The organism is Herbaspirillum sp. YR522 (genome assembly GCF_000282575.1).
In the GTDB taxonomy this organism is placed as follows: Bacteria; Pseudomonadota; Gammaproteobacteria; order Burkholderiales; family Burkholderiaceae_D; genus Herbaspirillum.
The window spans coordinates 1-20,234 of sequence record NZ_AKJA01000010.1 but is presented as its reverse complement, the minus strand read 5'-3'; the positions used below and the strand labels follow the sequence as shown (position 1 = coordinate 20,234).

Annotated in this window: 15 protein-coding genes and 1 pseudogene; 8 read left to right on the top strand and 8 right to left on the bottom strand. The window is 66.1% G+C overall.

All coding sequences use genetic code 11. The features are described from left to right. The first annotated feature begins 3 nt into the window (after positions 1-3). Complete coding sequence (locus PMI40_RS00900) at positions 4-933, top strand: cupin-like domain-containing protein (RefSeq protein ID WP_008111180.1); 930 nt, start codon at positions 4-6, stop codon at positions 931-933. Here the strand turns inward: PMI40_RS00900 and PMI40_RS00895 are convergent. The 3 genes and pseudogenes from PMI40_RS00895 to PMI40_RS00885 all read right to left on the bottom strand — a co-directional run bounded on the left by PMI40_RS00895 (position 914) and on the right by PMI40_RS00885 (position 3,191). After that, positions 914-1,996, bottom strand: a complete 1,083-nt coding sequence (locus tag PMI40_RS00895) for a sensor histidine kinase KdpD (RefSeq protein WP_051001732.1) — start codon at positions 1,994-1,996, stop codon at positions 914-916. The two genes, PMI40_RS00900 and PMI40_RS00895, sit on opposite strands and share 20 nt — an antisense overlap. Positions 1,997-2,209: 213 nt before the next feature. Next, positions 2,210-2,650 (bottom strand): annotated as a pseudogene (locus PMI40_RS00890) (LrgB family protein); the annotation flags it as partial. A gap of 73 nt (positions 2,651-2,723) precedes the next feature. Next, entirely contained in the window at positions 2,724-3,191 is a 468-nt protein-coding gene (locus PMI40_RS00885; RefSeq protein ID WP_008111175.1) for an Lrp/AsnC family transcriptional regulator, read from the bottom strand. A gap of 148 nt (positions 3,192-3,339) precedes the next feature. Here PMI40_RS00885 and PMI40_RS00880 point away from each other — a divergent pair, with 148 nt between their 5' ends. Together PMI40_RS00880 and PMI40_RS00875 are read left to right on the top strand one after the other, a co-directional pair. Then, positions 3,340-6,945 (top strand): indolepyruvate ferredoxin oxidoreductase family protein, encoded by a 3,606-nt coding sequence (locus tag PMI40_RS00880; protein ID WP_008111173.1) that lies wholly within the window; start codon positions 3,340-3,342, stop codon positions 6,943-6,945. A 144-nt stretch (positions 6,946-7,089) separates the two neighbouring features. Then, on the top strand, positions 7,090-7,911 hold the full coding sequence (locus PMI40_RS00875) for an aldolase/citrate lyase family protein (protein ID WP_008111171.1): 822 nt from the start codon (positions 7,090-7,092) through the stop codon (positions 7,909-7,911). A gap of 9 nt (positions 7,912-7,920) precedes the next feature. On the opposite strand, the gene PMI40_RS00870 is transcribed toward PMI40_RS00875, so the two are convergent. Further along, entirely contained in the window at positions 7,921-8,532 is a 612-nt protein-coding gene (locus PMI40_RS00870) for a helix-turn-helix domain-containing protein (protein ID WP_008111169.1), read from the bottom strand. Positions 8,533-8,634: 102 nt separating this feature from the next. Between PMI40_RS00870 and PMI40_RS00865 the strand changes: the two genes are divergently transcribed. Next, on the top strand, positions 8,635-9,090 hold the full coding sequence (locus PMI40_RS00865) for a MaoC family dehydratase (RefSeq protein WP_008111167.1): 456 nt from the start codon (positions 8,635-8,637) through the stop codon (positions 9,088-9,090). Here PMI40_RS00865 and maiA read toward each other — a convergent pair whose 3' ends face one another. Genes maiA through PMI40_RS00845 form a run of 4 tightly spaced genes read right to left on the bottom strand, consistent with a single transcriptional unit; the run spans position 9,091 to position 13,760 of the window. Continuing rightward, positions 9,091-9,738, bottom strand: coding sequence for a maleylacetoacetate isomerase (maiA, locus tag PMI40_RS00860; RefSeq protein WP_008111166.1), 648 nt, complete (start codon positions 9,736-9,738; stop codon positions 9,091-9,093). Positions 9,739-9,782: 44 nt separating this feature from the next. Then, entirely contained in the window at positions 9,783-11,120 is a 1,338-nt protein-coding gene (gene fahA / locus PMI40_RS00855; RefSeq protein ID WP_008111165.1) for a fumarylacetoacetase, read from the bottom strand. Beyond that, complete coding sequence (gene hmgA, locus PMI40_RS00850) at positions 11,117-12,418, bottom strand: homogentisate 1,2-dioxygenase (protein ID WP_008111164.1); 1,302 nt, start codon at positions 12,416-12,418, stop codon at positions 11,117-11,119. The genes fahA and hmgA overlap by 4 nt, the downstream gene beginning before the upstream one ends. Positions 12,419-12,431: 13 nt before the next feature. Next, positions 12,432-13,760, bottom strand: a complete 1,329-nt coding sequence (locus PMI40_RS00845; protein WP_008111163.1) for an MFS transporter — start codon at positions 13,758-13,760, stop codon at positions 12,432-12,434. A gap of 211 nt (positions 13,761-13,971) precedes the next feature. Here PMI40_RS00845 and PMI40_RS00840 point away from each other — a divergent pair, with 211 nt between their 5' ends. The 4 genes from PMI40_RS00840 (at position 13,972) to cls (ending at position 20,114) form a co-directional block, all read left to right on the top strand. Then, the gene (locus PMI40_RS00840) at positions 13,972-14,880 is read left to right on the top strand and encodes a LysR substrate-binding domain-containing protein (RefSeq protein ID WP_008111160.1); all 909 of its coding nucleotides are present in this window, start codon (positions 13,972-13,974) and stop codon (positions 14,878-14,880) included. A 29-nt stretch (positions 14,881-14,909) separates the two neighbouring features. Continuing rightward, positions 14,910-15,770, top strand: a complete 861-nt coding sequence (locus PMI40_RS00835) for an alpha/beta hydrolase (protein WP_040501489.1) — start codon at positions 14,910-14,912, stop codon at positions 15,768-15,770. A gap of 146 nt (positions 15,771-15,916) precedes the next feature. Continuing rightward, entirely contained in the window at positions 15,917-18,529 is a 2,613-nt protein-coding gene (locus PMI40_RS00830; protein WP_008111156.1) for a sulfite reductase flavoprotein subunit alpha, read from the top strand. 199 nt (positions 18,530-18,728) lie between these two features. Further along, positions 18,729-20,114 (top strand): cardiolipin synthase, encoded by a 1,386-nt coding sequence (gene cls / locus PMI40_RS00825; RefSeq protein ID WP_008111155.1) that lies wholly within the window; start codon positions 18,729-18,731, stop codon positions 20,112-20,114. Positions 20,115-20,234: the final 120 nt, after the last annotated feature.

Genomic DNA, 20,234 nt, shown 5'->3' with positions numbered 1-20,234 from the left:
AGCATGCCCAAGCCACCATCGGGCAATGCGGTCCACGGGTCGCTGCCACCCCGACCGCTGGCGGCCCCGCTGTCGCCCGAGCAGGCGCAGATGAAGGAGCAGGCGCGGCAACAGCGCGACGCGCAGGCACGGGGGGTGAGTTCCATCGACGCCATGCGCGAGGCGATCAAGCGTAGCGCCCGCGCGCTGGCGCCCATGAACGCCGTGGCGCGCCTGCCGGCGCTCGATGCCAGGGGCTTTACGGCGCGCGCCAGCCAGGGCCTGCCCTTCATCATGACCGGGCTGGTCGGCAAGTGGCCCCTGTCGACGCTGACGCCGCATGCGTTGCGGCAGCGCTTTGGCGACGTGCCGGTACGCGCCCGGGTGGGCGACTATATCAATACCGCCTTCGCGCCCGACCGGGCGATGCAGGACATGTCGCTCGAGACTTATCTTGCGCTGGTGGACGATCACCGCGAGGGGTTGCCGCCGTATGTGGGCAACCTCGAATTGCGCGCCCTCAATGCGCTTTGCCATTGGCCCAATTATTTCAGGAAGATGGGCCCGCCGCGATTCTGGCTTGGCCCGGCGGGCACGGTGACGCCGCTGCATTGCGACTATGACGACAACATCTTCGCGCAAGTATGGGGATGCAAGCGCATCATGCTGGCGCCGCCCCATCACCACGACCTGCTGTATCCCACGCAAGCCAATGGCCTGCTGTACGGTTCGCCCTTCGACCCCGAGGCCCCCGACTTCGAGCGCTTTCCGCTGGCGCGCCAGGCGTGGTGGGTGCAATGCGTGGTGCAGCCGGGAGAAATGCTGTATGTGCCGGCCGGCTGGTATCACCAGGTCCGTTCGCTGGCATTTTCGTTATCGGCCAATCGCTGGGCCAGGGGCCTGCCGCTGGCGCTCGCCGGCGACCAGGGCAATATCAGAGCACCGGGGTGCTGACGAAAGGCCGGGCGTCGGCCGGCATGTCGATGGCAAAGCTGGTGCCCTTTTCGGCACTGCTTTCGGCCGAGATGCTGCCGCCATGGCTCTCGGCGACATTGCGCACGTAGGGCAGGCCCAGGCCCCAGCCGATGGCTGCTTGTTCCTTGCCCTGGCCGGCCCGCTGGAACACCTTGAAGATGGATTCGATGTCGCCCACCGGGATCACCAGGCCTTCGTTATGCACCGTCAAGCGGGCGCGCCCGCGGCCGTCGGCCAGGGTAATGGTGATGGGGCGCTCGGGGTCGCCGTACTTGACGGCGTTGCCGATCAGGTTCTCCAGCGCGCGCCGGACCGGCTCGAAGCCCCAGCAGCCCTTGATCGATTCGCCGCGATAGACAAAGCGGTGGTCGTGGATCTGGCGCGATTGCTCGATCACATCCTGCACCAGGTCCTGCATGTCGAACTCCTCGAGCTCCAGGTGCAGTCGCTCGCCGGCCTCGAACACGACGTTGTCGAGCAGGTCCTCGATCATCCGGTTCATGCGCAGGCTGTTCGATTCGATGCGTGCGGCCAGCGCGCGGATATGTTCCGGGTCGGTCGAGCGCCCGATCATCTGGGAGGCGATCAGGCAGGCGCTCAGCGGATTGCGCAAGTCGTGGGCCACGGTGGCCACGAAGCGCTCGCGAAACACCGCCTGCACCATCGCAAAGCCGTTGGCCGCTTCCGAGATCGACAGGTCGATCATGCCGTTGAAGATACGCCCTTCGGCGGTGTTCAATACCACCTCATGGGTCTCGAGCACATCGATGATGGCCGTACGCAAGAGTTGATACTCCTTGATCAGTGCCGCGACATTGTAGGCCGTGATGCGGGCGCGCTCGTTGCCGTGCTCGGCCCCCACCGAGCGCGTCAGCCCGATGTAGGCCGACAGCGAATTGGCCTCGATGGCGTCCGAGATGCCCTTGTAGAGCGTGGGCAGGGAGTCGGTCAGGATCGGTTCGCTCAGGCGCGCGGCCTGGCTGACCTGGCTGCGCACACGCGTCTGCCATTCGGAAAAAACCTGGCCGGAGAGGGCGCGCATCTTTTCTGCGGTGGATGGCGACGGGAATGAGGGCATTGGCGATTCGCTGTTGAAGACGCGGTTGGACCGGTCCGGCTGTGCCGGCAGTGGGCTTGATCGAGCACGATGTTACCGCACTATCGCCAGGCACCGCCGGCAAGCTTGCCGGCGCCCGGCGCAAAGCTCGACATTGGCGTCATGGCGCGGGCGCGGACATTACGCCATCGGCTGCACTCACCCCTGGTAGCGCAGCAACAGCGGCAACAGGGCCGGCACCAGCACCACCGTGCAGATACCGTTGAGACCCATGCCGAACCCGGCGAAGGCGCCCATCTCGGCGCTGACCTGCAGCGCACGCGCGGTGCCGATCCCGTGCGAGGCCACGCCCAGGGCAAACCCGCGCACCGCGTGGTGGTCGATGCGCAGGACGTTGAGGATGAACTTGGCCGATACCGCACCCAGTATGCCGGTGCAGATCACCATCACTGCCGTGAGCGATGGCAGGCCGCCAAACCGCTCGGCGATGGCCGTGGCAATCGGCGTGGTGGCCGACTTGGGCGCCATCGAGACGATGATCTCCCTGGAGGCGCCGAGCCACCAGGCCACGCCGACCGCACTGGCGATGGCCGTCAGCGAGCCGGCGGCCAGGCCGAGCAGCAAGGGCAGCGCGGCACGCGACCCGACACCTCGCTGATACGATCCAGCCTGTGCATCATCGGTCCTGCGGCGGGTCGCTGCTTCGGCAGCGCTACAGCGGCAGCGCCGTCTCGTATTTCACTTCGCGCAACGCCACGCTGGTGTTGACCTGCGACACGCCATTGAGCTTGACCAGCACGTTGTGCAGGAAGTCATGGTAGGCCTCCATGTCGGGCACGATCACCTTGACCAGGTAGTCGGCATTGCCGGTGGTTTCGTAGCACTCCACCACTTCCGGGCGCAGCCGCATGGCTTGCTCGAAATTCTCCACCACCCCTTCGGCATGGCGCGCCAACGAGATATGCGCCAGGCAGCATACCGCCAGACCCAGCTTGCGTCGGTCCACCAGCGCCGTATAGCGCACGATGTAGCCGTTGTCTTCCAGCTCCTTCTGCCGCCGCCAGCACGGGCTGGCCGACATGCCGACCTTCTCGGCCAATTCATTGGACGAGATGCGGCCGTTTATTTGCAGCTCGGCAAGGATTTTGTGCGACGCGGAATCGAGCGGTGTGTTTTTCATTTTGTCTCCATGTTTTAGAAATGTTTTTTCTATTCTAGTAAAAGAAGGAGAACAAATAGAAATAATTTTCGGGCTTGCCGGCCATATCCTTTCTCACCATCAAGTGTTCCCAGGCACCCTCCCGGCCCCTTTTGGTGAAACGAAAATAATGAACTCGGTGACGATCCCCCCTTTCCGCTCGACCCTGGCGTCGAGCCCCGCAGCGACTGCAGCGACCGAACCGGCGCGGCCGGAACAAGCGCCCCTGGCAGACCCCGACTACGCGCTTTCGGACAACCTGACCCGCGACAGTGGGCGGGTGTTCCTGACCGGCACCCAGGCGCTGGTACGGTTGCTGTGCATGCAAAAACGCGTCGACGAAGCGGCCGGCCTGGCCACCGGCGGCTTTATCAGCGGCTATCGCGGCTCGCCCCTGGGGGCGGTCGACCAGGAACTGTGGCGGGCGCAATCGCTGCTGCAGCGGCACGGGGTGGAGTTCCTGCCGGCGATCAACGAAGAACTCGGGGCCACCGCCGTGCTGGGCTCGCAGCAGGTAGAGGCCGACCCGACCCGCAAGGTGCAGGGAGTGTTTGCCATGTGGTACGGCAAGGGCCCGGGCGTGGATCGTGCCGGCGACGCCCTCAAGCACGGCAATGCGTATGGCTCGTCACCGCACGGCGGCGTGCTGGCGATCCTGGGCGACGATCACGGCTGCGTGTCGTCGTCGATGCCGCACCAGAGCGAACAGGCGGTGATGGCCTGGGGCATGCCGGTGGTCAATCCCGCCAATATCCAGGAATACCTGGAATTCGGCCTGTATGGCTGGGCGCTGTCGCGCTTTTCCGGTGCCTGGACCGGCTTCAAGGCGATCTCGGAGACGGTCGAGGGCGGCGCCGTGGTCGAATTGCCGCCCCTGCCGCAATTCGCCATCCCCACCGACTACCAGCCGCCCGCCGATGGCTTGCACAACCGTTGGCCCGACCTGCCCGGCCTGGCGCTGGAACAGCGGGTCCACGACAAGCTCGACGCAGTGCAGGCCTTTGCCCGCGCCAATTCGATCGACAAGCTGGTGGTGCCGGCACCGGCGGCGCGGCTGGGCATCATCAGCGCCGGCAAGGCCTATCTCGACCTGCTCGAGGCGCTAGAACGCCTGGGCCTGCCGCTGGCCAGGCTGGAGCAGCTGGGCGTGCGCCTGTACAAGCCGGGCCTGACGTTTCCGCTGGAACGCACGCGCCTGGCCGACTTTGCGGCGGGCCTGGACGAACTGCTGGTGGTCGAGGAAAAAGGCGCCGTGATCGAACAACAACTCAAGAACCTGTTCTACAACCTGCCGCCGCAACAACGGCCGGCCATCATCGGCAAGACCGATGTGAATGGAAACGGCCTGCTCTCGGCGCTGGGCGAGCTGCGGCCCTCGCGCATCGCACCGGCGCTGGTGCAGTGGCTGGGCGCCAGGTATCCGGCGCTCCAATTGCATCGCCTGCTGCCCGCTTTCTGCGCCGCCGAACTGTTGTCCAACAGCGCCGACGGGGTCAAGCGCACGCCCTACTTCTGTTCCGGCTGCCCGCACAACACCTCCACCCGGGTGCCCGACGGCAGCCGCGCCATGGCCGGCATCGGTTGCCACTTCATGGCGACCTGGATGCAACGCGACACCGGCTACCTGGCGCAGATGGGCGGCGAAGGCTTGAACTGGGTAGCCAGCTCACGTTTCGTGGGCGAAAAGCATGTGTTCCAGAACCTCGGCGATGGCACCTACTATCATTCGGGTTCATTGGCGATCCGCCAGGCCATTGCTGCCCGCGCCAACATCACCTACAAGATCCTCTACAACGATGCCGTGGCGATGACCGGCGGGCAACCAGTCGACGGCAGCCTGTCGGTGCCGCAGATCGTGCAACAGGTCACCAGCGAAGGTGCCGCGCACGTGGTGGTGGTCACCGATGCGCCCGAGAACTACGCCGCCGTCGCCCTGCCGCCCGGGGTCAAGGTGCATCATCGCAGCGAACTCGACGTGATCCAGCGCAGGCTGCGCGACATCCCCGGCGTGACGGTGCTGGTGTACGACCAGACCTGCGCGGCCGAGAAGCGCCGGCGCCGCAAGAAGAACAAGCCTGACCAGGTGGTGTTTCCCGATCCGCCGCGCCGCATGATGATCAACGCGGCCGTGTGCGAAGGATGCGGCGACTGCGGCGTGCAATCCAATTGCCTGTCGATCCTGCCGCTGGAAACCGAGCTGGGGCGCAAGCGGCAGATCGAGCAATCATCCTGCAACAAGGATTATTCGTGCGCCGAGGGCTTTTGCCCGAGCTTCGTGTCGGTACTGGGTGGCACCCTGAAGAAACCGGCCAGCGCCAGCCTGGGCCTGGCCGAGCTCGAACGCGCGCTGGCGCCCTACCCGACACCGGCGCCCTATGGCTTTGCCAAGCCGTTCGAGATGCTGGTCGCCGGCGTCGGTGGCACCGGCGTGGTGACCGTCGGCGCGCTCATCAGCATGGCCGCGCACCTGGAAGGCCGTGGCGCCTCGACGCTGGACTTCATGGGCTTCGCGCAAAAGGGCGGCGCGGTGCTGTCGCATGTGCGCATTGCCTCTTCGCCTGCGGCCCTGAACCAGGTGCGGATCGACCTGCAGCAGGCCGACGCCGTATTCGCCTGCGACCTGGTGGTGGCCGCCATGCCCGACAGCCTGGCGGTGATGCGGCGGGCGCACACCCGCATCATCGCCAACGAGCGCGAGATCCAGACCGCGGAATTCACCCGCAATCCGGATGCCTCGATCGACAAGGCCGGCCTGATCGAAAAGCTGGCAGCGTCCGCTGGCCGCGAGCAGCTTTCGCTGATCGACGCCAACGATACCGCCGCCCGCTTCCTGGGCGACCCGATCGGCGCCAACATCCTGCTGATGGGTTATGCATGGCAATGCGGCCTGGTGCCGGTGGGCTTGCCGGCGCTGATGCGCGCCATCGAGCTCAACGCGGTGGCGGTCGACATGAACAAGCGCGCCTTCACGCTGGGCCGCCTGGCCGCGGCCGATGCCTCGGCGCTGGAGCGGCTGGGCAAGCCACGGCACCAGGTGATCCAGTTCGCCGCGCCCAAGACCCTGGCCGATACGGTGGCGTTGCGGGTCGAATGGCTGACCCGTTACCAGAACGCGGCCTATGCGCGCCGCTATGCCCAGGCCGTGGCTGCCATCGAGCAACGCGAGGTGATGCTCGAAGGCGACGCCTCGCCACGCCAGCTGAGCAAGACAGTGGCCCGCAACCTGTTCAAGCTGATGGCCTACAAGGACGAATACGAAGTGGCACGCCTGCATGCGGACCCTGGCTTCCGGGCCCAGATCGCGGCGCAGTTCGACGGCGACTACAAGCTGCAGTTTCATCTGGCGCCGCCACTGCTGGCGCGCAAGAAACCGGGCTCGGAGGTGCCGGCCAAGATCGCCTTCGGCGGCTGGATGATGACCGGCTTTTCATGGTTGGCGAAATTGAAACCGCTGCGCGGCACGCCCCTGGATATCTTCGGCCATACCGACGAACGCCGCCGCGAACGCGCCTGGCGCGACCGCTACCTGCAGTGGCTAGGTACGCTGGCACGGCAGCTCGAGGCGCATAACAAGCCCGCCGCGCTGAAGCTGGCCCAGGTGCCGGAGCGCATCCGTGGCTACGGCCACGTCAAGCTGGCGGCGATGGACGGGGCCGAGGCGCAATGGCAATCGGCACTGGCCGACTTTGCCCAGGCCCCGGGCGATGCCGCGCAGCCGCGGCGCCGGTCGGCATGATCCTCACCAATAATGGCGATGTATTGCATGCAAGAAAGCTAAGCGGATATAGTCCGGCGTGTTGTTTCCATGAAGAAATAATCATCAGGAAAATCACGACCGGCCAGGCCATGGCTGGAGTCGCCACGCATCGAGGAGCCCGCCATGCCCGCCAACAAGTTGCTCTGTGCCGTCGCCGAGCGCCACCACCGTTCACTCGCGGCATCCCGGGAGCCGGCGCCGCTCTCGCTGCGCCAGCGCCTTGCGGGTACCGGGCCGCTATTCGGCTTGACCTGCTCCACGGCCTCGCCGGCCACGGTCGAGTTGATCGGCGCGGCCGGCTATGACTACCTGGTCGTCGACATCGAACAAATATGTCGCACCAGCGTGCTGGCCGACATCGTGATCGCCGCGCGGCATGCCCGCATTGCACTGCTGGTCAGGGTCGTCACCACCGCACAGGCGCGACAGGCGCTGGGTCACGCCATCAGCGGCGTGGTGCTGTCGGGCATGCGCGACCCGGCCCAGGCCGCCGCTGCGGTACGTGACTGCCGCCAGGCCGCACAGGTGCAGCGGGTGCAGGAGCACGCCTGCCACGCCTGGCTGTCGTTCCTGGGACGTAGCGCCGGCGCCGATGAGTTGCCGTTGCTGGTGGCCGCCATCGAGGACGCCGAGGGCGTGGCGTGCGCCGCCGGCATCGCCGCCGTGGAAGGTATCGATATCTTGATGGAAGGCACCACCGCCCTGTCGCACGCACTGCGATTGCCATGGCAGACCAGGCACCCGGCGGTGCGGGCCGCAGGCGATGCGGTACGCGCGGCCGCGCGCGAGGCCGGCAAGCAGTTCTGTGCCCAGCCGCAGGCACCGGCCGAACTCGACGCCGCCCTGGAGGACGATGTGCGCCTGTTCGTGCTGGGGGACGACCGGGTGATCAGCCGACGCGCCATGAGCGGCCAGCTGGACCGCTATCGCTGGCGCACTTGCTGAGCGACAGCGTCAGGCGCGCCGCGAGCGCCCGGTGGCGGGGGCCTTCTTGGCCGGGCCGTCGGCGGCCGGCGCCTTGCCGGACCGGGTGCGCCGGGCCGGTGCCGGGATTGCCTGTTCTTCGTTGGCCGCCGCGCGCTGCAGAGCCATTGCATCGAGGCGCTCCCGCAAGCCGTCGTCGGCCTGGGGGCCAGCGACGATCCGGAAGTCGTCGCCATTGATTTCGCGGCCGCTGTTGCGATCCACCAGCGCCAGGTCGACCTGGCGCCCGGTGCTCGAATCGACCAGCATCACGCTCGGTCCTTCGGGGGCGAAATGCTTGTTGCCCCAGGCGTTGAGGGCAATGATGATGGTGCGGAAATCGCGGCCCAGGTCGGTCAGCACGTATTCGAACCGGGGCGGCCGGTCACTGTACTGGCGACGTTCGAGCAAGCCCGCATCGACCAGGGTATGCAAGCGCCGGGTCAACATGTTGGGCGCGATATCGAGGCTCTTCTGGAACTGGTCGAAGCGGGTCAGCCCTTGCAGCGCGTCGCGCAGGATCAGGATGCTCCACCACTCTCCCACCCGTTCCAGGGTACGCGCCACCGGACATTGCATGTTGCCGAAACTCTTGCGTTCCATATCGATTCCTTGCCAGCGATTTTCCGCTATCATTTTCAACCACTACTGACTATCATTTTGCAACGATGTTTGCAGTATAGCTCAATCATTCCGGGAGACGCCATGCCAGAGCCATTGTTCCTCGAAGACTTCGAACCAGGGCAAGTTTTCCGCCACCCGGGCGGGGTGCCGGTGTCGAGCGAGGCGATCAAGCAATTTGCCGGGCAATTCGACCCGCAGCCCTTCCACCTGGATGAGCTTGCCGCGCAGCAGTCGTTCTTCGGCGGCCTGGCCGCCAGCGGCTGGCATACGGCGGGGCTGACCATGCGCATGCTGGTCGAGACGCTGCCCATTTCGGGCGGCCTGATCGGCGCCGGCTTTGATGAGTTCCGCTGGCCGCGTCCCACGCGGCCAGGCGATCGCTTGCATATGGAAGTGCAGGTGCTGGGGGTGAAGTTCTCGCAGTCCAAGCCGCACCAGGGCTTCCTGCATCACCGCGTCACCACCTTCAACCAGCACGACGAACCGGTATTGGTGATGACGGGCAACCTGCTGGCGCCGCGGCGGCCGGTGCCCTGATCAGGCCGCGTCCGGCTGCTGCGCCGGGTGCGCCAGCTGGAACGCAGGCAATGCGTTACAGGCGCTTTCGATGGCCACCAGGGTCGGGTAAGGTGCCATGTCGACCTCGAAGCGGCGCGCGTTGAACAGCTGCGGCACCAGGCAGCAATCGGCCATGGTCGGGGTATCGCCCACGCAGAAATGGCCGCGCGTGGCATCCGCGGCCAGCTGTAGCTCCAGTGCACTGAAGCCGAGCTTGATCCAATGCTGTATCCAGGCATTCTTCTGGTCTTCGTCCACTCCCAGCTGATGCTTCAGATAGCGCAGCACGCGCAGGTTGTTGAGCGGGTGGATCTCGCAGGCGATGTCCAGCGCCAGGGCGCGGATGCGCGAACGGGCCAGCGCATTACCCGGTAGCAGCGATGGCATCGGGAAGCGCTCTTCCAGGTATTCGAGTATCGCCAGCGACTGCGTCAGGTGCCGGCCCTCGTGCGCCAGCACCGGCACCAGCGAATGCGGGTTGAGTTCGGCGAACTGGGGCAGGAACTGTTCGCCGCCCTGGTTGAGCAGGTGCACCGGGATGGTATCGAAACCCAGGCCTTTGAGGTTGAGCGCAATACGCACGCGGTACGACGCCGAACTGCGGAAATAGCTGTACAGGGTTGTCATCGTCGTCCTTGCTGGGAGGCGGTATCGTGCCAGTGTAAGGGATCTCAGCGCCACTGGCGCGCCGGCAGCACGCTGCCGGCCACCTCGCCCAGGCCGATGCGCGGCAGGCCCGGGCGCTGCGCCACGGCGCGCATGATGATGGTGTCGCCATCCTCGACGAAGATGCGCTGCTCGCCATTGGACAGCTGCACCGCCTGCTTGCCGCCGCGACTCAATTCCAGCAGCGACCCGGCCTGTTCCGGTTGCGGCCCGGACAACGTGCCCGAACCGAACAGGTCACCCGCTCGCAGGTTGCAGCCATTGACGGTATGGTGCGCCACCAGTTGCGCCACGCTCCAGTAGGCATCGCGGAAATTGGACAGCGAAAGACGCTGCGCCGGCAGCCCCGCCTGGCGCATGGCGGCGGTCTGGATCAGCACTTCCAGCTGCAGGTCGATGGCGCCGTGCTCGCGCAGGCCGGGACTGTCCAGGTAGGCCAGCGGCTGGGGGTCCTCGACGGCGCGGGTCCAGCCGCAGCGATAAGGCGCCAGTGCTTCGAGCGTGACCACCCAGGGCGAAATGGTCGAGGCGAAGCTCTTGGACAGGAACGGTCCCAGCGGCTGGTATTCCCAGGCCTGCACATCGCGCGCGGACCAATCGTTCAACAGGCACAGGCCGAACACGCGCTGCTCGGCCTGCGCCATCGGCACCGCTTCGCCCAACGCATTCTCGCCGCCGATGAAGATGCCCACCTCCAGTTCGTAGTCGAGCCGCTTGCAGGGACCGAACGATGGGGTGTCGGCGTCGGCCGCCTTGGTCTGGCCCAGCGGACGGCGCAACTGCTGGCCCGACACGCCGATCGAGGACGCCCGCCCGTGATAGCCGATCGGTACCCACTTGTAGTTGGGCAGCAATGGATTGTCCGGACGGAACAACTTGCCGATGGTGGTGGCGTGATGGATCGAGGTATAGAAATCGGTATAGTCGCCAATCACCGCCGGCAAGCCATGCTCGGCCTGCGCCTGCGGCAACAGGCAAGCTTGCAGTTCATGCCGGTGCGACGAGTCACTGCGCAGCAGGCGCGACAACGCCAGGCGCAAGGCCGACCAGGCAGCGGGCGCTGCCGCCATCAGCGGGTTGAGCGAGCTGCCCTGGGCAGCCAGCTGCGCAGCCTGGCGCGTCGACTCGTCGAAGCCCGAGAAGACACCCGCGGCCTGTGCCGCGCGCAGGTCGAGGATGGCATCGCCGATGGCCACGCCCACCCGCCAGGGCTGGTCGCTGCCGGCATGTCGAAACACGCCGTAGGGCAGGTTCTGGATCGGGAAAGGATGGTCCTGGCCATTGGCGCTGTCGACCCAGCTGCGCAGGTCGATGTCATGGGTTTCGTTCAGTGCGATGCTCATGGTGACTCCGGGGTGAAGTTCTTCTGGATGCCGGCCCAGCACTGCTGGTAGTTGCGCTGCAGCGTGGGCGATTCCAGTGCGTGGCGCGTGGGACGGAGGATATGACGGGTCTCGAACATGAAGGCCATGGTGTGATCGACCTTGGTCGGCTTGCTGGTGTCGGCGCCGCTGGCCTTGTCGAAGGTCGCCGCATCGGGGCCGTGGCCGCTCATGCAATTATGCAGGCTGCCGCCGCCCGGCACGAAGCCCCCCGCCTTGGCATCGTATTGGCCGGTGATCAGGCCCATGTATTCGCTGGCCACGTTGCGGTGGAACCAGGGCGGCCGGAAGGTATGCTCGGCGGCCAGCCAGCGCGGCGGGAAGATCACGAAATCGAGCGTGTCCACTCCCGGGGTATCGCTGGGCGACTGCAACACCAGGAAGATCGATGGATCGGGATGGTCATAGCTGATCGAGCCGATGGTATTGAAATGCCGCAGGTCGTACTTGTAGGGGGCATAGTTGCCATGCCAGGCCACCACGTCCAGCGGCGAATGGCCGATGCTGGCTTGCCACAGCTGGCCGCAGAACTTGGCCACCAGCTGCAGGTCTGCCTCGCGATCCTCGTACCAGGCCCGCGGCGTGAGGAAGTCGCGCGGATTGGCCAATCCGTTGGACCCCAGTGGGCCCAGGTCGGGCAGCCGCAACAGGGCGCCGAAGTTCTCGCAGACATAGCCGCTGGCCTGGCCGTCCGGCAGCCGCACCTGGAACCGGATACCGCGCGGAATGACCGCGATCTCCTGCGGTTCGATCTCGATCACGCCCAGTTCGGTCAACAACTGCAGGCGCCCCGCCTGCGGCACGATCAGCAGCTCGCCGTCGGCACTGTAGAAGAAGCGATCGGTCATCGAGCGATTGGCCGCGTACAGGTGGATGGCGCAACCGCTGTGCGACTCGGGCGATCCGTTGCCGGCCATGGTCACCAGCGAGTCGACGAAATCGGTGGGCGCCTCGGGCACGGGCAGCGGGTCCCAGCGCAGCTGGCTGGGGGGTGTCGGCACCTGGTCGAAGCGACCCACCAGCCGGCCGCTGTCGATCTGCACGAACTCGCCATGCATGGCCGCCGGACGGATGCGGTACAGCCATGAGCGACGGTTGTGGCTGCGCGGCGCGGTGAAGGCGGTGCCGGAGATCTGCTCCGCGTACAGGCCATAGGGGGCGCGCTGCGGCGAGTTCTGGTGCGCCGGCAGTGCACCGGGCAACGCCTCGGTGGCGAATTCGTTGCCGAAGCCGGACAGGTAGGCGGTCGATACATTCATGGTGCTCTCCAAGTCAACGCACGCGATGCAAGCGCGCCACGGTCAGGGCCGAGATCAGGGCCGGCACCGCGGCGGCGATGAACAACGACGAGTTACTCCATTGCATGGCGATCAGTTGGCCACCGATCACCGGTCCCACTACCGAACCGATACGGCCGATACCGAGCGCCCAGCCGATGCCGGTCGAGCGCAAGGTGGTCGGATAGTAGGTGCCGGCCAGCGCGTTGACCGCCGGCTGGCCGCCCACCACGCAAAAGCCGGCCACCACGACCGCCACGAACAGCAGCGCCGGTACCGCCGCCACCTTGCCGATCAGGGCGATGGCCACGCAGGCGGTCACGAAACAGGTGCCCAGCACCAGCGTGAAACCATGGCGATTGATGAACCAGCCCAGGGTCAAGGTGCCGATCACGCCACCCACCTGCAACGAGGTTCCGATCAGCACCGCCATGCTGGTGGAATAGCCGGCGTCGTGGATCAGCGTGGGCAGCCAGTTCGACAGGAAGTACAGGTTGATCAGGTTCATGAAACTGATCAGCCACAACAACAGCGTGATGCCGGCGCGGCCACCACGAAACAGTTCGGCCACCGGCATGCCGTCGGCACGGGCGTCCTTGACCTCGATGCGGGTGTCGGGACCGATCACGATGGCGGGATCGAGCTTTCCCAGCCAATGCGCCACCCGCGACCGGGCGCGCTGGCGCAGCACCAGGAACTGGATCGACTCGGGCAGCCAGGCCAGCATTGCCAGGCCCAGCAGCAAGGGCACCGCACCGCCGACCCAGAACACCGCATGCCAGCCATAGGCCGGGATCAGGGCGGCGCTGACGAAGCCGCCGGCGGCAGCGCCCACGGTAAAGCCGCATGACACCAGCATCATGCGTGTCACGCGTGAAGACGACGGACTGAATTCGCCCACCAGCGCCATCGCATTGGGCATGATGCTGCCCAGGCCGAAGCCGGTGATGAAGCGCAGCGCCAGCAACTGGTCGATGCTGGTGACCAGTGGCGTAAGCAGCATGCACAGCGCAAAGAACAGGGTCGATACGATCAGCACCGGACGCCGTCCGACGCGGTCGCCCACCGGCGTGAGCACCAGCGAACCCAGCAGCATGCCGAACAGGCCGGCGCCGAACACCGGCCCCAGGCTGGCGCGACTGACACCCCAGTCGCTGATGATGGCCGGTGCCACGTAGCCCATGGCCTGGACGTCGAAGCCATCGATGATCAGGCACAGGCCGCACAGCAGCAGCAAGCCGAATTGAAACGCGCCGAAGCGCCCCTGCTCCACTACCTGGTCGACATTGACCACCGGCATGGCACCGCTTGCCTGTTGGCGCATCTTGTTGCTCCTCTTGTCTCGATCTTGTTGTGTCGTGGCAGGCGCACGCCCGTGGGGGGCGCCATGTCTCCATTGGCTGGCCTGGCCGCACCAATCGGCACCGCCAACGCCAGGTTTCTTGTCATTGTTGTGTCTGCGTTGACAACTGTAGTGCAATCGGTTTTCTTTTACGATATAAATACAAGAATGTGACTCATTGATTTCATGAATAATGATCGAACCGCGCGATATCGACCTCAACCTGCTGGTGGTATTCCAGGAGGTGTTCCAGGAACGCCAGATCTCTTCGGTGGCGCGCCGCCTCGGGCTGTCGCAGCCGGCGGTGAGCAATGCGCTGGCACGGCTGCGGCGCAGCTTTGGCGATGAACTGTTCGTGCGTACGGCCCAGGGCATGCAGCCCACCCCGCTGGCCGAGCAACTGGCCGAACCGGTGGCCACTGCGCTGCAGCATGTCTCGCGCGCCCTGAACCAGCAGGACCGCTTTGCGCCGCAGCACAGCGAGCGCCACTTCACCATCGCCATGACCGATGTCGGCGAGGTCTACTTCATGCCGGCGCTGATCGAGGCCTGCGGACGCACCGCGCCGGGCATACGCATCAGCACCGTGCGCGCCAGCAGCATCGACCTCAAGAACGAGATGGAGGCGGGCCGGGTCGACCTGGCCATCGGCGCCTTCGACAATGTCTCGGGTGCGCTGTACCAGCGGCGACTGTTTCGCCAGGGCTATGTGAGCATATTTCGCCTCGGCCACCCGCTGGATGGCCGCGACGAGATCAGCCTCAAGGATTTCCTGGCGGCCGGGCACCTGATGGTGTCGTCGCTGGAAAGCCCCTACGACCGCATCAACCAGAACCTGGAAAAGGCCGGCGTGCTGCCGCATGTGCGTTTTCGCGTGCCGCATTTCACGGCAGTGCCGTATATTGTCAGCAGCACCGACCTGGTGGTCACGGTGCCGCGCAAGCTGGCCGAGAGCGCGGCAGGACCCTTCGGCCTGCGCTATGTCAAGCCACCGTTGCGATTGCCTTCGCTGCAGACCAATGTATTCTGGCATCGCCGCTACAATCAGGACGAAGGAAACCAGTGGTTGCGCGGATTCATCGCCAGTCATTTCGCCGAATGAACCAGCGCGGCCGCACAGGGAGAGAAGACGTGAATAACTACCGTGACTACACCCAGGAAGAACTCGACCGCCAGTACAACGTGCGGCTGGGCATCCCCGACTTCCAGGCCTTCTTCGACCGCTTTGCCGCCGCCGGCCAGGCCGCACGCGCACGGCATCCGCACCTGGCCGATGTGGCCTACGGCGAGCACGCGCTGCAGACCTGGGACTTCTTTCCGGCCGCCAACAATGGCCGGCCACTGCTGGTGTTCATCCACGGCGGCTACTGGCGCTCGCTGGACAAGCACCAGTTCAGCCACCTGGCCTTGCCCTACCTGGCCGCCGATATCAACGTGGCGCTGCTGAACTACCGGCTGGCGCCCGAGGTCAGGATGGGGTCGATCGCCGCCGATTGCGGCTTTGCCCTGCGCCAGCTCTGCAGCAAGGCCGGCGCCCTGGGCTTCGATGCCCAGGCCGTGTGGCTGATGGGGCATTCGGCCGGCGCCCACCTGGCCACGCTGATCGCCGCGCTGGGCGCGGCCCCGGTACGCGGCGTGTGCGGCATCAGCGGCCTGTACGACCTGGAACCGGTACGCCTGAGCTACCTCAACGAGATATTGCACCTGTCGCCGGGCGACGCCGCCCAGGCCAGCCCCATCCTGCGCCCGTTGCCGCCGGGCATGGATGCGCTGCTGTGCGTGGGCGGGCTTGAATCCGACGAATTCCATCGCCAGCAGGACAGCTACGCGGCCTGCCTGCGCCAGTCCGAACACGCGGTGCGGGTGGTGGCCGCGCCGCAGGCCCATCACCTGAGCATCATCGACGTCGCCGCCGACCCCGCCAGCCCGCTGACGCGCGCCATGCTGGACCTGATCGATAAAAGCTCAGGCGCCAGCGCCCGAACGCGCTAGTCGGCCAGGCCTGCAGGTACCGGGCCATCGGGCCGGCAAGCCGAAGACAAATACCAATCATTATCATTTGAGCTCACTTATAATGGCGCCAGCCCTGTGCTGCGGCGCCCCGCCTGGCGCGCCTTTCATTACCCCACGCCAACAGCATGCTCAAGAATATCTGGTTCCAAATCCACTGGTTCATCGGTATCACCGCCGGCACCATCCTGATGACCATCGGCGTGTCCGGCGCCATGATTTCGTTTCGCGAAGAAATCGTCGACCTGCTCAACCCCGGGGTGATGCATGTGGCGGTGCGCCAGCAACCGGCGCTCACGCCGCAGCAACTGCTGGATGCGATCGGCCGCGTCGAGCCGCAACGGCGGGTCGCCTCGCTGTCCATTACGTCGGCGCCGGGCACTGCCGCCCGCGTGGTCTTCGCCCCGCCCCCGGGCCAGCGGCGCGGCGAGGCGCGCTATGCCGATCCCTACACCGGCGCGCTGTCCGGGCCGCTGAGCGGGCAGGAATTCTTCGAACTCACCGAACGCTTCCACCGCTGGCTGCTGTTGCCCACCGAGGTCGGCAAGGTCGTGCTGGGCACGTTGGCGCTGTCGTTGCTGACGCTGGCGCTGTCGGGCCTGTACCTGCGCTGGCCGCGTCGCCCGCTGTCGCTGCAGGCCTGGCTCAGGCTGGACTTTCGCCTGAGCGGGCGCTCGCTGCTGTGGAACCTGCATTCGGTGATCGGCACCTGGGCGCTGGCGATGTACGTGATCTTCTCGGTCACCGGCGCCTACTGGGCCCTGGACTGGTTCAAGCAGGGGCTCAATACCCTGGCCGGCGAGGGCCAGGCCCAGGCCAAACCCCGCGCCAATGCACGCGGCACTCCGGGCGGCAAAGGCGCACAGGCCGATGATGCCCACCAGGCGCGGCTGGACCTCACGCTGGCCTGGGACACCTTCATCGCCGCCGAGCCCGACTTCGCCAACGCCCAGTTGCGCCTGCCCGAGAAATCCACCCAGCCGGTGCAGTTCATCTACCTCGACCCGCAAGCGCCGCATGAACGCGCCCGCAGTCGCATGACGGTCCTGCCCCAGAGCGGCGAGGTACGCCTGCTGGAGCGCTATGCGGACAAGAGCCGGGGCGGCCAGGCACTGGCGGCCATCTATCCGCTGCACATGGGGACCTACTTCGGCCTGCCAGGCCGCATCATCATGACCATTGCCAGCTTGATGATGCCGCTGTTCGGCATCACCGGCTGGATGCTGTACCTGGACCGCCGGCGCAAGAAGAAGGCCCTGCGCGCCGAACGTGAAAGCCTGCAACCGGACCCGCCCGCCTCGCCGGTCGGCGTCGCTACCGACGTCGTCGCCGCCGTCCCGGCTGCTCCCGCGGCCACTTGCCTGGTCGCCTATGCCTCCCAGACCGGCCAGGCCGAACGCGTGGCGCTGCAGACGGCGGCGCTGTTGCGCCAGTCCGGGGTGGCGGTCACGCTGCAATCGCTGGCGCGACTGACCCCGGAAAAATTGCGCCATCACCAGCGCATCCTGTTCATCGTCAGCACCTTCGGCCAGGGCGATGCGCCCGACTCCGCGCGCGGCTTCGAGCGCCGCCTGCGCATGGCCGCCGGCCAGTCGCTGGCCGAGGTCGACTATGCGCTGCTGGCGCTGGGCGACAGCCACTACGACAAATTCTGCGGCTTCGGCCACACCCTCGATCACTGGCTGCAAAGCACCGGCGCCACCGCCCTGTTCCCGATGATCGAAGTCGACCGCATGCAACCGCATGCGTTGCAGCAATGGCAGCAACTGCTGGCCGACCACCAGTTGATCAGCGCCACCGCGGCACCGCAGGCGGCCGACGTCGCGCATCGCCAGTGGCGGCATTGGACGCTGACGCAGCGGCGCCAGCTCAATGTCGGCAGCCAGGGCGGCGGCCTGTTCCACCTGGAGTTGCGCAGCGCGCTGGCGCAGCACTGGGCACCGGGGGCGCTGGCCGAGATCCTGCCACGCCAGGCGCCGGACCGCATCGCGCTGTTGTTGCAGCGCCTGCAGCTCGATGGCGACAGCCTGGTCAGCGTGGGCCAACGGCGCCAAAGCCTGCGCGAGACGCTGGCCACCAGCGCGTTGCCGGCCGTGGCTGCGCCCGGCAGCGCCCAGGCACTGGCCGACACCCTGCAGGCGCTGGCGCCGCGCACCTATTCGGCCGCGTCCATCGCCGAGGATGGTGCGCTGCACCTGCTGGTGCGCCAGGCACGCCACGACGACGGGCTGGGCCTGGCGTCGGGCTGGCTCACGCACCATGCCAACATCGGCGACACGGTGCAGGTACGCCTGGCCGACAATGCCAACTTCGCCCCCGCATCACCGGACACGCCGGCCATCTTCATCGGCAACGGTTCCGGACTGGCCGGCCTGCGGGGTCACCTGCGGGCCCGGGTCGCCGCCGGTGCCGGGCGCAACTGGTTGCTGTGGGGCGAGCGCAATCGGGCCCATGACTTCCTGTACCGCGACGAACTCGAGGGCTGGCTGGCCGCTGGCCACCTGGCACGACTGGACCTGGCCTTCTCGCGCGACCAGCAACAGCGACTGTATGTGCAGGACCGGCTGCGCGAGGCGGCCGATGCGGTGCGTCAATGGATCGCCGACGGCGCCGTGATCTTCGTGTGCGGCAGCCTGCACGGCATGGCCGCCGGGGTCGACGAGGCGCTGGTCGCGATCCTCGGCCAGGACACCGTCGATGACCTGGTCGCGCAGCACCGCTATCGTCGCGACGTGTACTGAGGTGGAGCTGCCATCCTGGCAACACCGGCTGTAGGCAGGGATCGCTTTCCCCTGTAGGACGGTGCCGATTCCGGCGCAAACCGCGCCCTGCCCTCTGGAGCGCGACAGCACGGCGGCCTATACTCGTCGAACCCGCTTCGGGCTATTCGAGACCGCCATGAACAAGTTCGCATCAATAAAAATCACACGCCGAATTGGCATGCGCACCGCACTGTCGCTACTGATGGCTGGCACCCTGGTGGCCGGCTGTACGTCGCTGCCCACCATCGTGCCGGACATGGACACGCAATCGGCGCGCACGATCCAGATGAAAGGTGGACGCGGTGTGCTGTCGGAGCAGCAATCCAAGGCGGTGCTCGATCGCCTCAAGCAGCAGCACGGCGACAGCACCATCCTGGACCGCCACGTAGCGGTCGAAGGCGCCGTCACTGGAGCTCCGCTGGTGACCGGCAACAAGGTCACGTTGCTGATCGACGGCCCGGCCACCTATGCCTCGATGATCCAGGCGATCCAGTCGGCGCGCCAGCACATCAACATGGAAACCTACATCATGGAAGATGACGAGGTCGGCCGCCAGTTTGCCGACCTGCTCATCGCCATGCAGAAGAAAGGCGTACAGGTCAACCTGATCTACGACAGCGTGGGCGCCATCAACACCCCGCGGCCGTTCTTCCAGCCGATGATCGATGCCGGCGTGCGGGTACTCGAATTCAACCCGCTCAATCCGGCGCAGGCGCGCAAGGATTGGGAAGTCAACCAGCGCGACCATCGCAAGTTGCTGGTGGTCGACGGCAAGACCGCGTTCGTCGGCGGCATCAACATCAGCAGCGTCTATTCGAGCGGTTCGTTCAGCACCCGCAGGAAGAAACCGCAAGTCAACAAGCAAGGCCAGGATGTGCCCTGGCGCGATACCCAGGTGCGCATGGACGGCCCGATCGCGCTCGAGTTCCAGAAGCTGTTCATCGATACCTGGAACAAGCAGCATGGCCCCGACCTGGGCGACACCAACTACTTCCCGCCGGCGGCCGCGGCGGGTGGTGAAATCGTGCGCGCCATCGGCAGTTCGCCCGACGATCCGTACAGCGTCATCTATGCCACCTTCATTTCGGCGCTCAATCATGCCGAGAGCTCGGTGTACCTGACCAATGCCTATTTCGTGCCCGACCCGCAACTGCGCGATGCGCTCAAGAACGCAGTCAAGCGTGGTGTCGACGTGCGCCTGGTGCTGCCGGCCAAGAGCGACTCGGCGCTGGTGCAGTATGCGTCGCGCTCGTTCTACGATGAGCTGCTGCGCGCGGGGGTACGTATCTTCGAGCGCCAGGATGCGCTGCTGCACGCCAAGACCGCCGTCATCGATGGCGTCTGGTCGACCATCGGCTCGACCAACCTCGACTGGCGCAGCTTCGTCTACAACCAGGAAATCAATGCCGTGATCCTCAGTCCGCAATTCGGCGGCCAGATGAATACGTTGTTCAACCGGGATCTCGACGCCTCCCACGAGATCACACTGAAGCAATGGGAAGACCGCCCCATCGGTGAACGCATCAAGGAATTCGGCGCCAGCCTGTGGTCGCGGCTGCTATAACGCCTAACCAGATAAAGGAGCTTGCTTGGATTTTTCACGACAACCTGTTTCGCGCACGGTGTGGCACACCGTACTCCTGTGCCTGGCCCTGGCCGTGTCGATGGCGGCTGCGGCCGCCGA

What these genes read in the sequence shown, in the direction of transcription:
- PMI40_RS00875 (WP_008111171.1), top strand. Translation starts at nt 7,090, where the DNA reads ATGCCCGCCAACAAGTTGCTCTGTGCCGTCGCCGAGCGCCACCACCGT.
- PMI40_RS00895 (WP_051001732.1), bottom strand. Translation starts at nt 1,996, where the DNA reads ATGCGCGCCCTCTCCGGCCAGGTTTTTTCCGAATGGCAGACGCGTGTG.
- PMI40_RS00900 (WP_008111180.1), top strand. Translation starts at nt 4, where the DNA reads ATGCCCAAGCCACCATCGGGCAATGCGGTCCACGGGTCGCTGCCACCC.
- maiA (WP_008111166.1), bottom strand. Translation starts at nt 9,738, where the DNA reads ATGACAACCCTGTACAGCTATTTCCGCAGTTCGGCGTCGTACCGCGTG.
- PMI40_RS00885 (WP_008111175.1), bottom strand. Translation starts at nt 3,191, where the DNA reads ATGAAAAACACACCGCTCGATTCCGCGTCGCACAAAATCCTTGCCGAG.
- hmgA (WP_008111164.1), bottom strand. Translation starts at nt 12,418, where the DNA reads ATGAATGTATCGACCGCCTACCTGTCCGGCTTCGGCAACGAATTCGCC.
- PMI40_RS00870 (WP_008111169.1), bottom strand. Translation starts at nt 8,532, where the DNA reads ATGGAACGCAAGAGTTTCGGCAACATGCAATGTCCGGTGGCGCGTACC.
- cls (WP_008111155.1), top strand. Translation starts at nt 18,729, where the DNA reads ATGCGCACCGCACTGTCGCTACTGATGGCTGGCACCCTGGTGGCCGGC.
- PMI40_RS00840 (WP_008111160.1), top strand. Translation starts at nt 13,972, where the DNA reads ATGATCGAACCGCGCGATATCGACCTCAACCTGCTGGTGGTATTCCAG.
- PMI40_RS00830 (WP_008111156.1), top strand. Translation starts at nt 15,917, where the DNA reads ATGCTCAAGAATATCTGGTTCCAAATCCACTGGTTCATCGGTATCACC.
- PMI40_RS00845 (WP_008111163.1), bottom strand. Translation starts at nt 13,760, where the DNA reads ATGCGCCAACAGGCAAGCGGTGCCATGCCGGTGGTCAATGTCGACCAG.
- fahA (WP_008111165.1), bottom strand. Translation starts at nt 11,120, where the DNA reads ATGAGCATCGCACTGAACGAAACCCATGACATCGACCTGCGCAGCTGG.
- PMI40_RS00865 (WP_008111167.1), top strand. Translation starts at nt 8,635, where the DNA reads ATGCCAGAGCCATTGTTCCTCGAAGACTTCGAACCAGGGCAAGTTTTC.
- PMI40_RS00880 (WP_008111173.1), top strand. Translation starts at nt 3,340, where the DNA reads ATGAACTCGGTGACGATCCCCCCTTTCCGCTCGACCCTGGCGTCGAGC.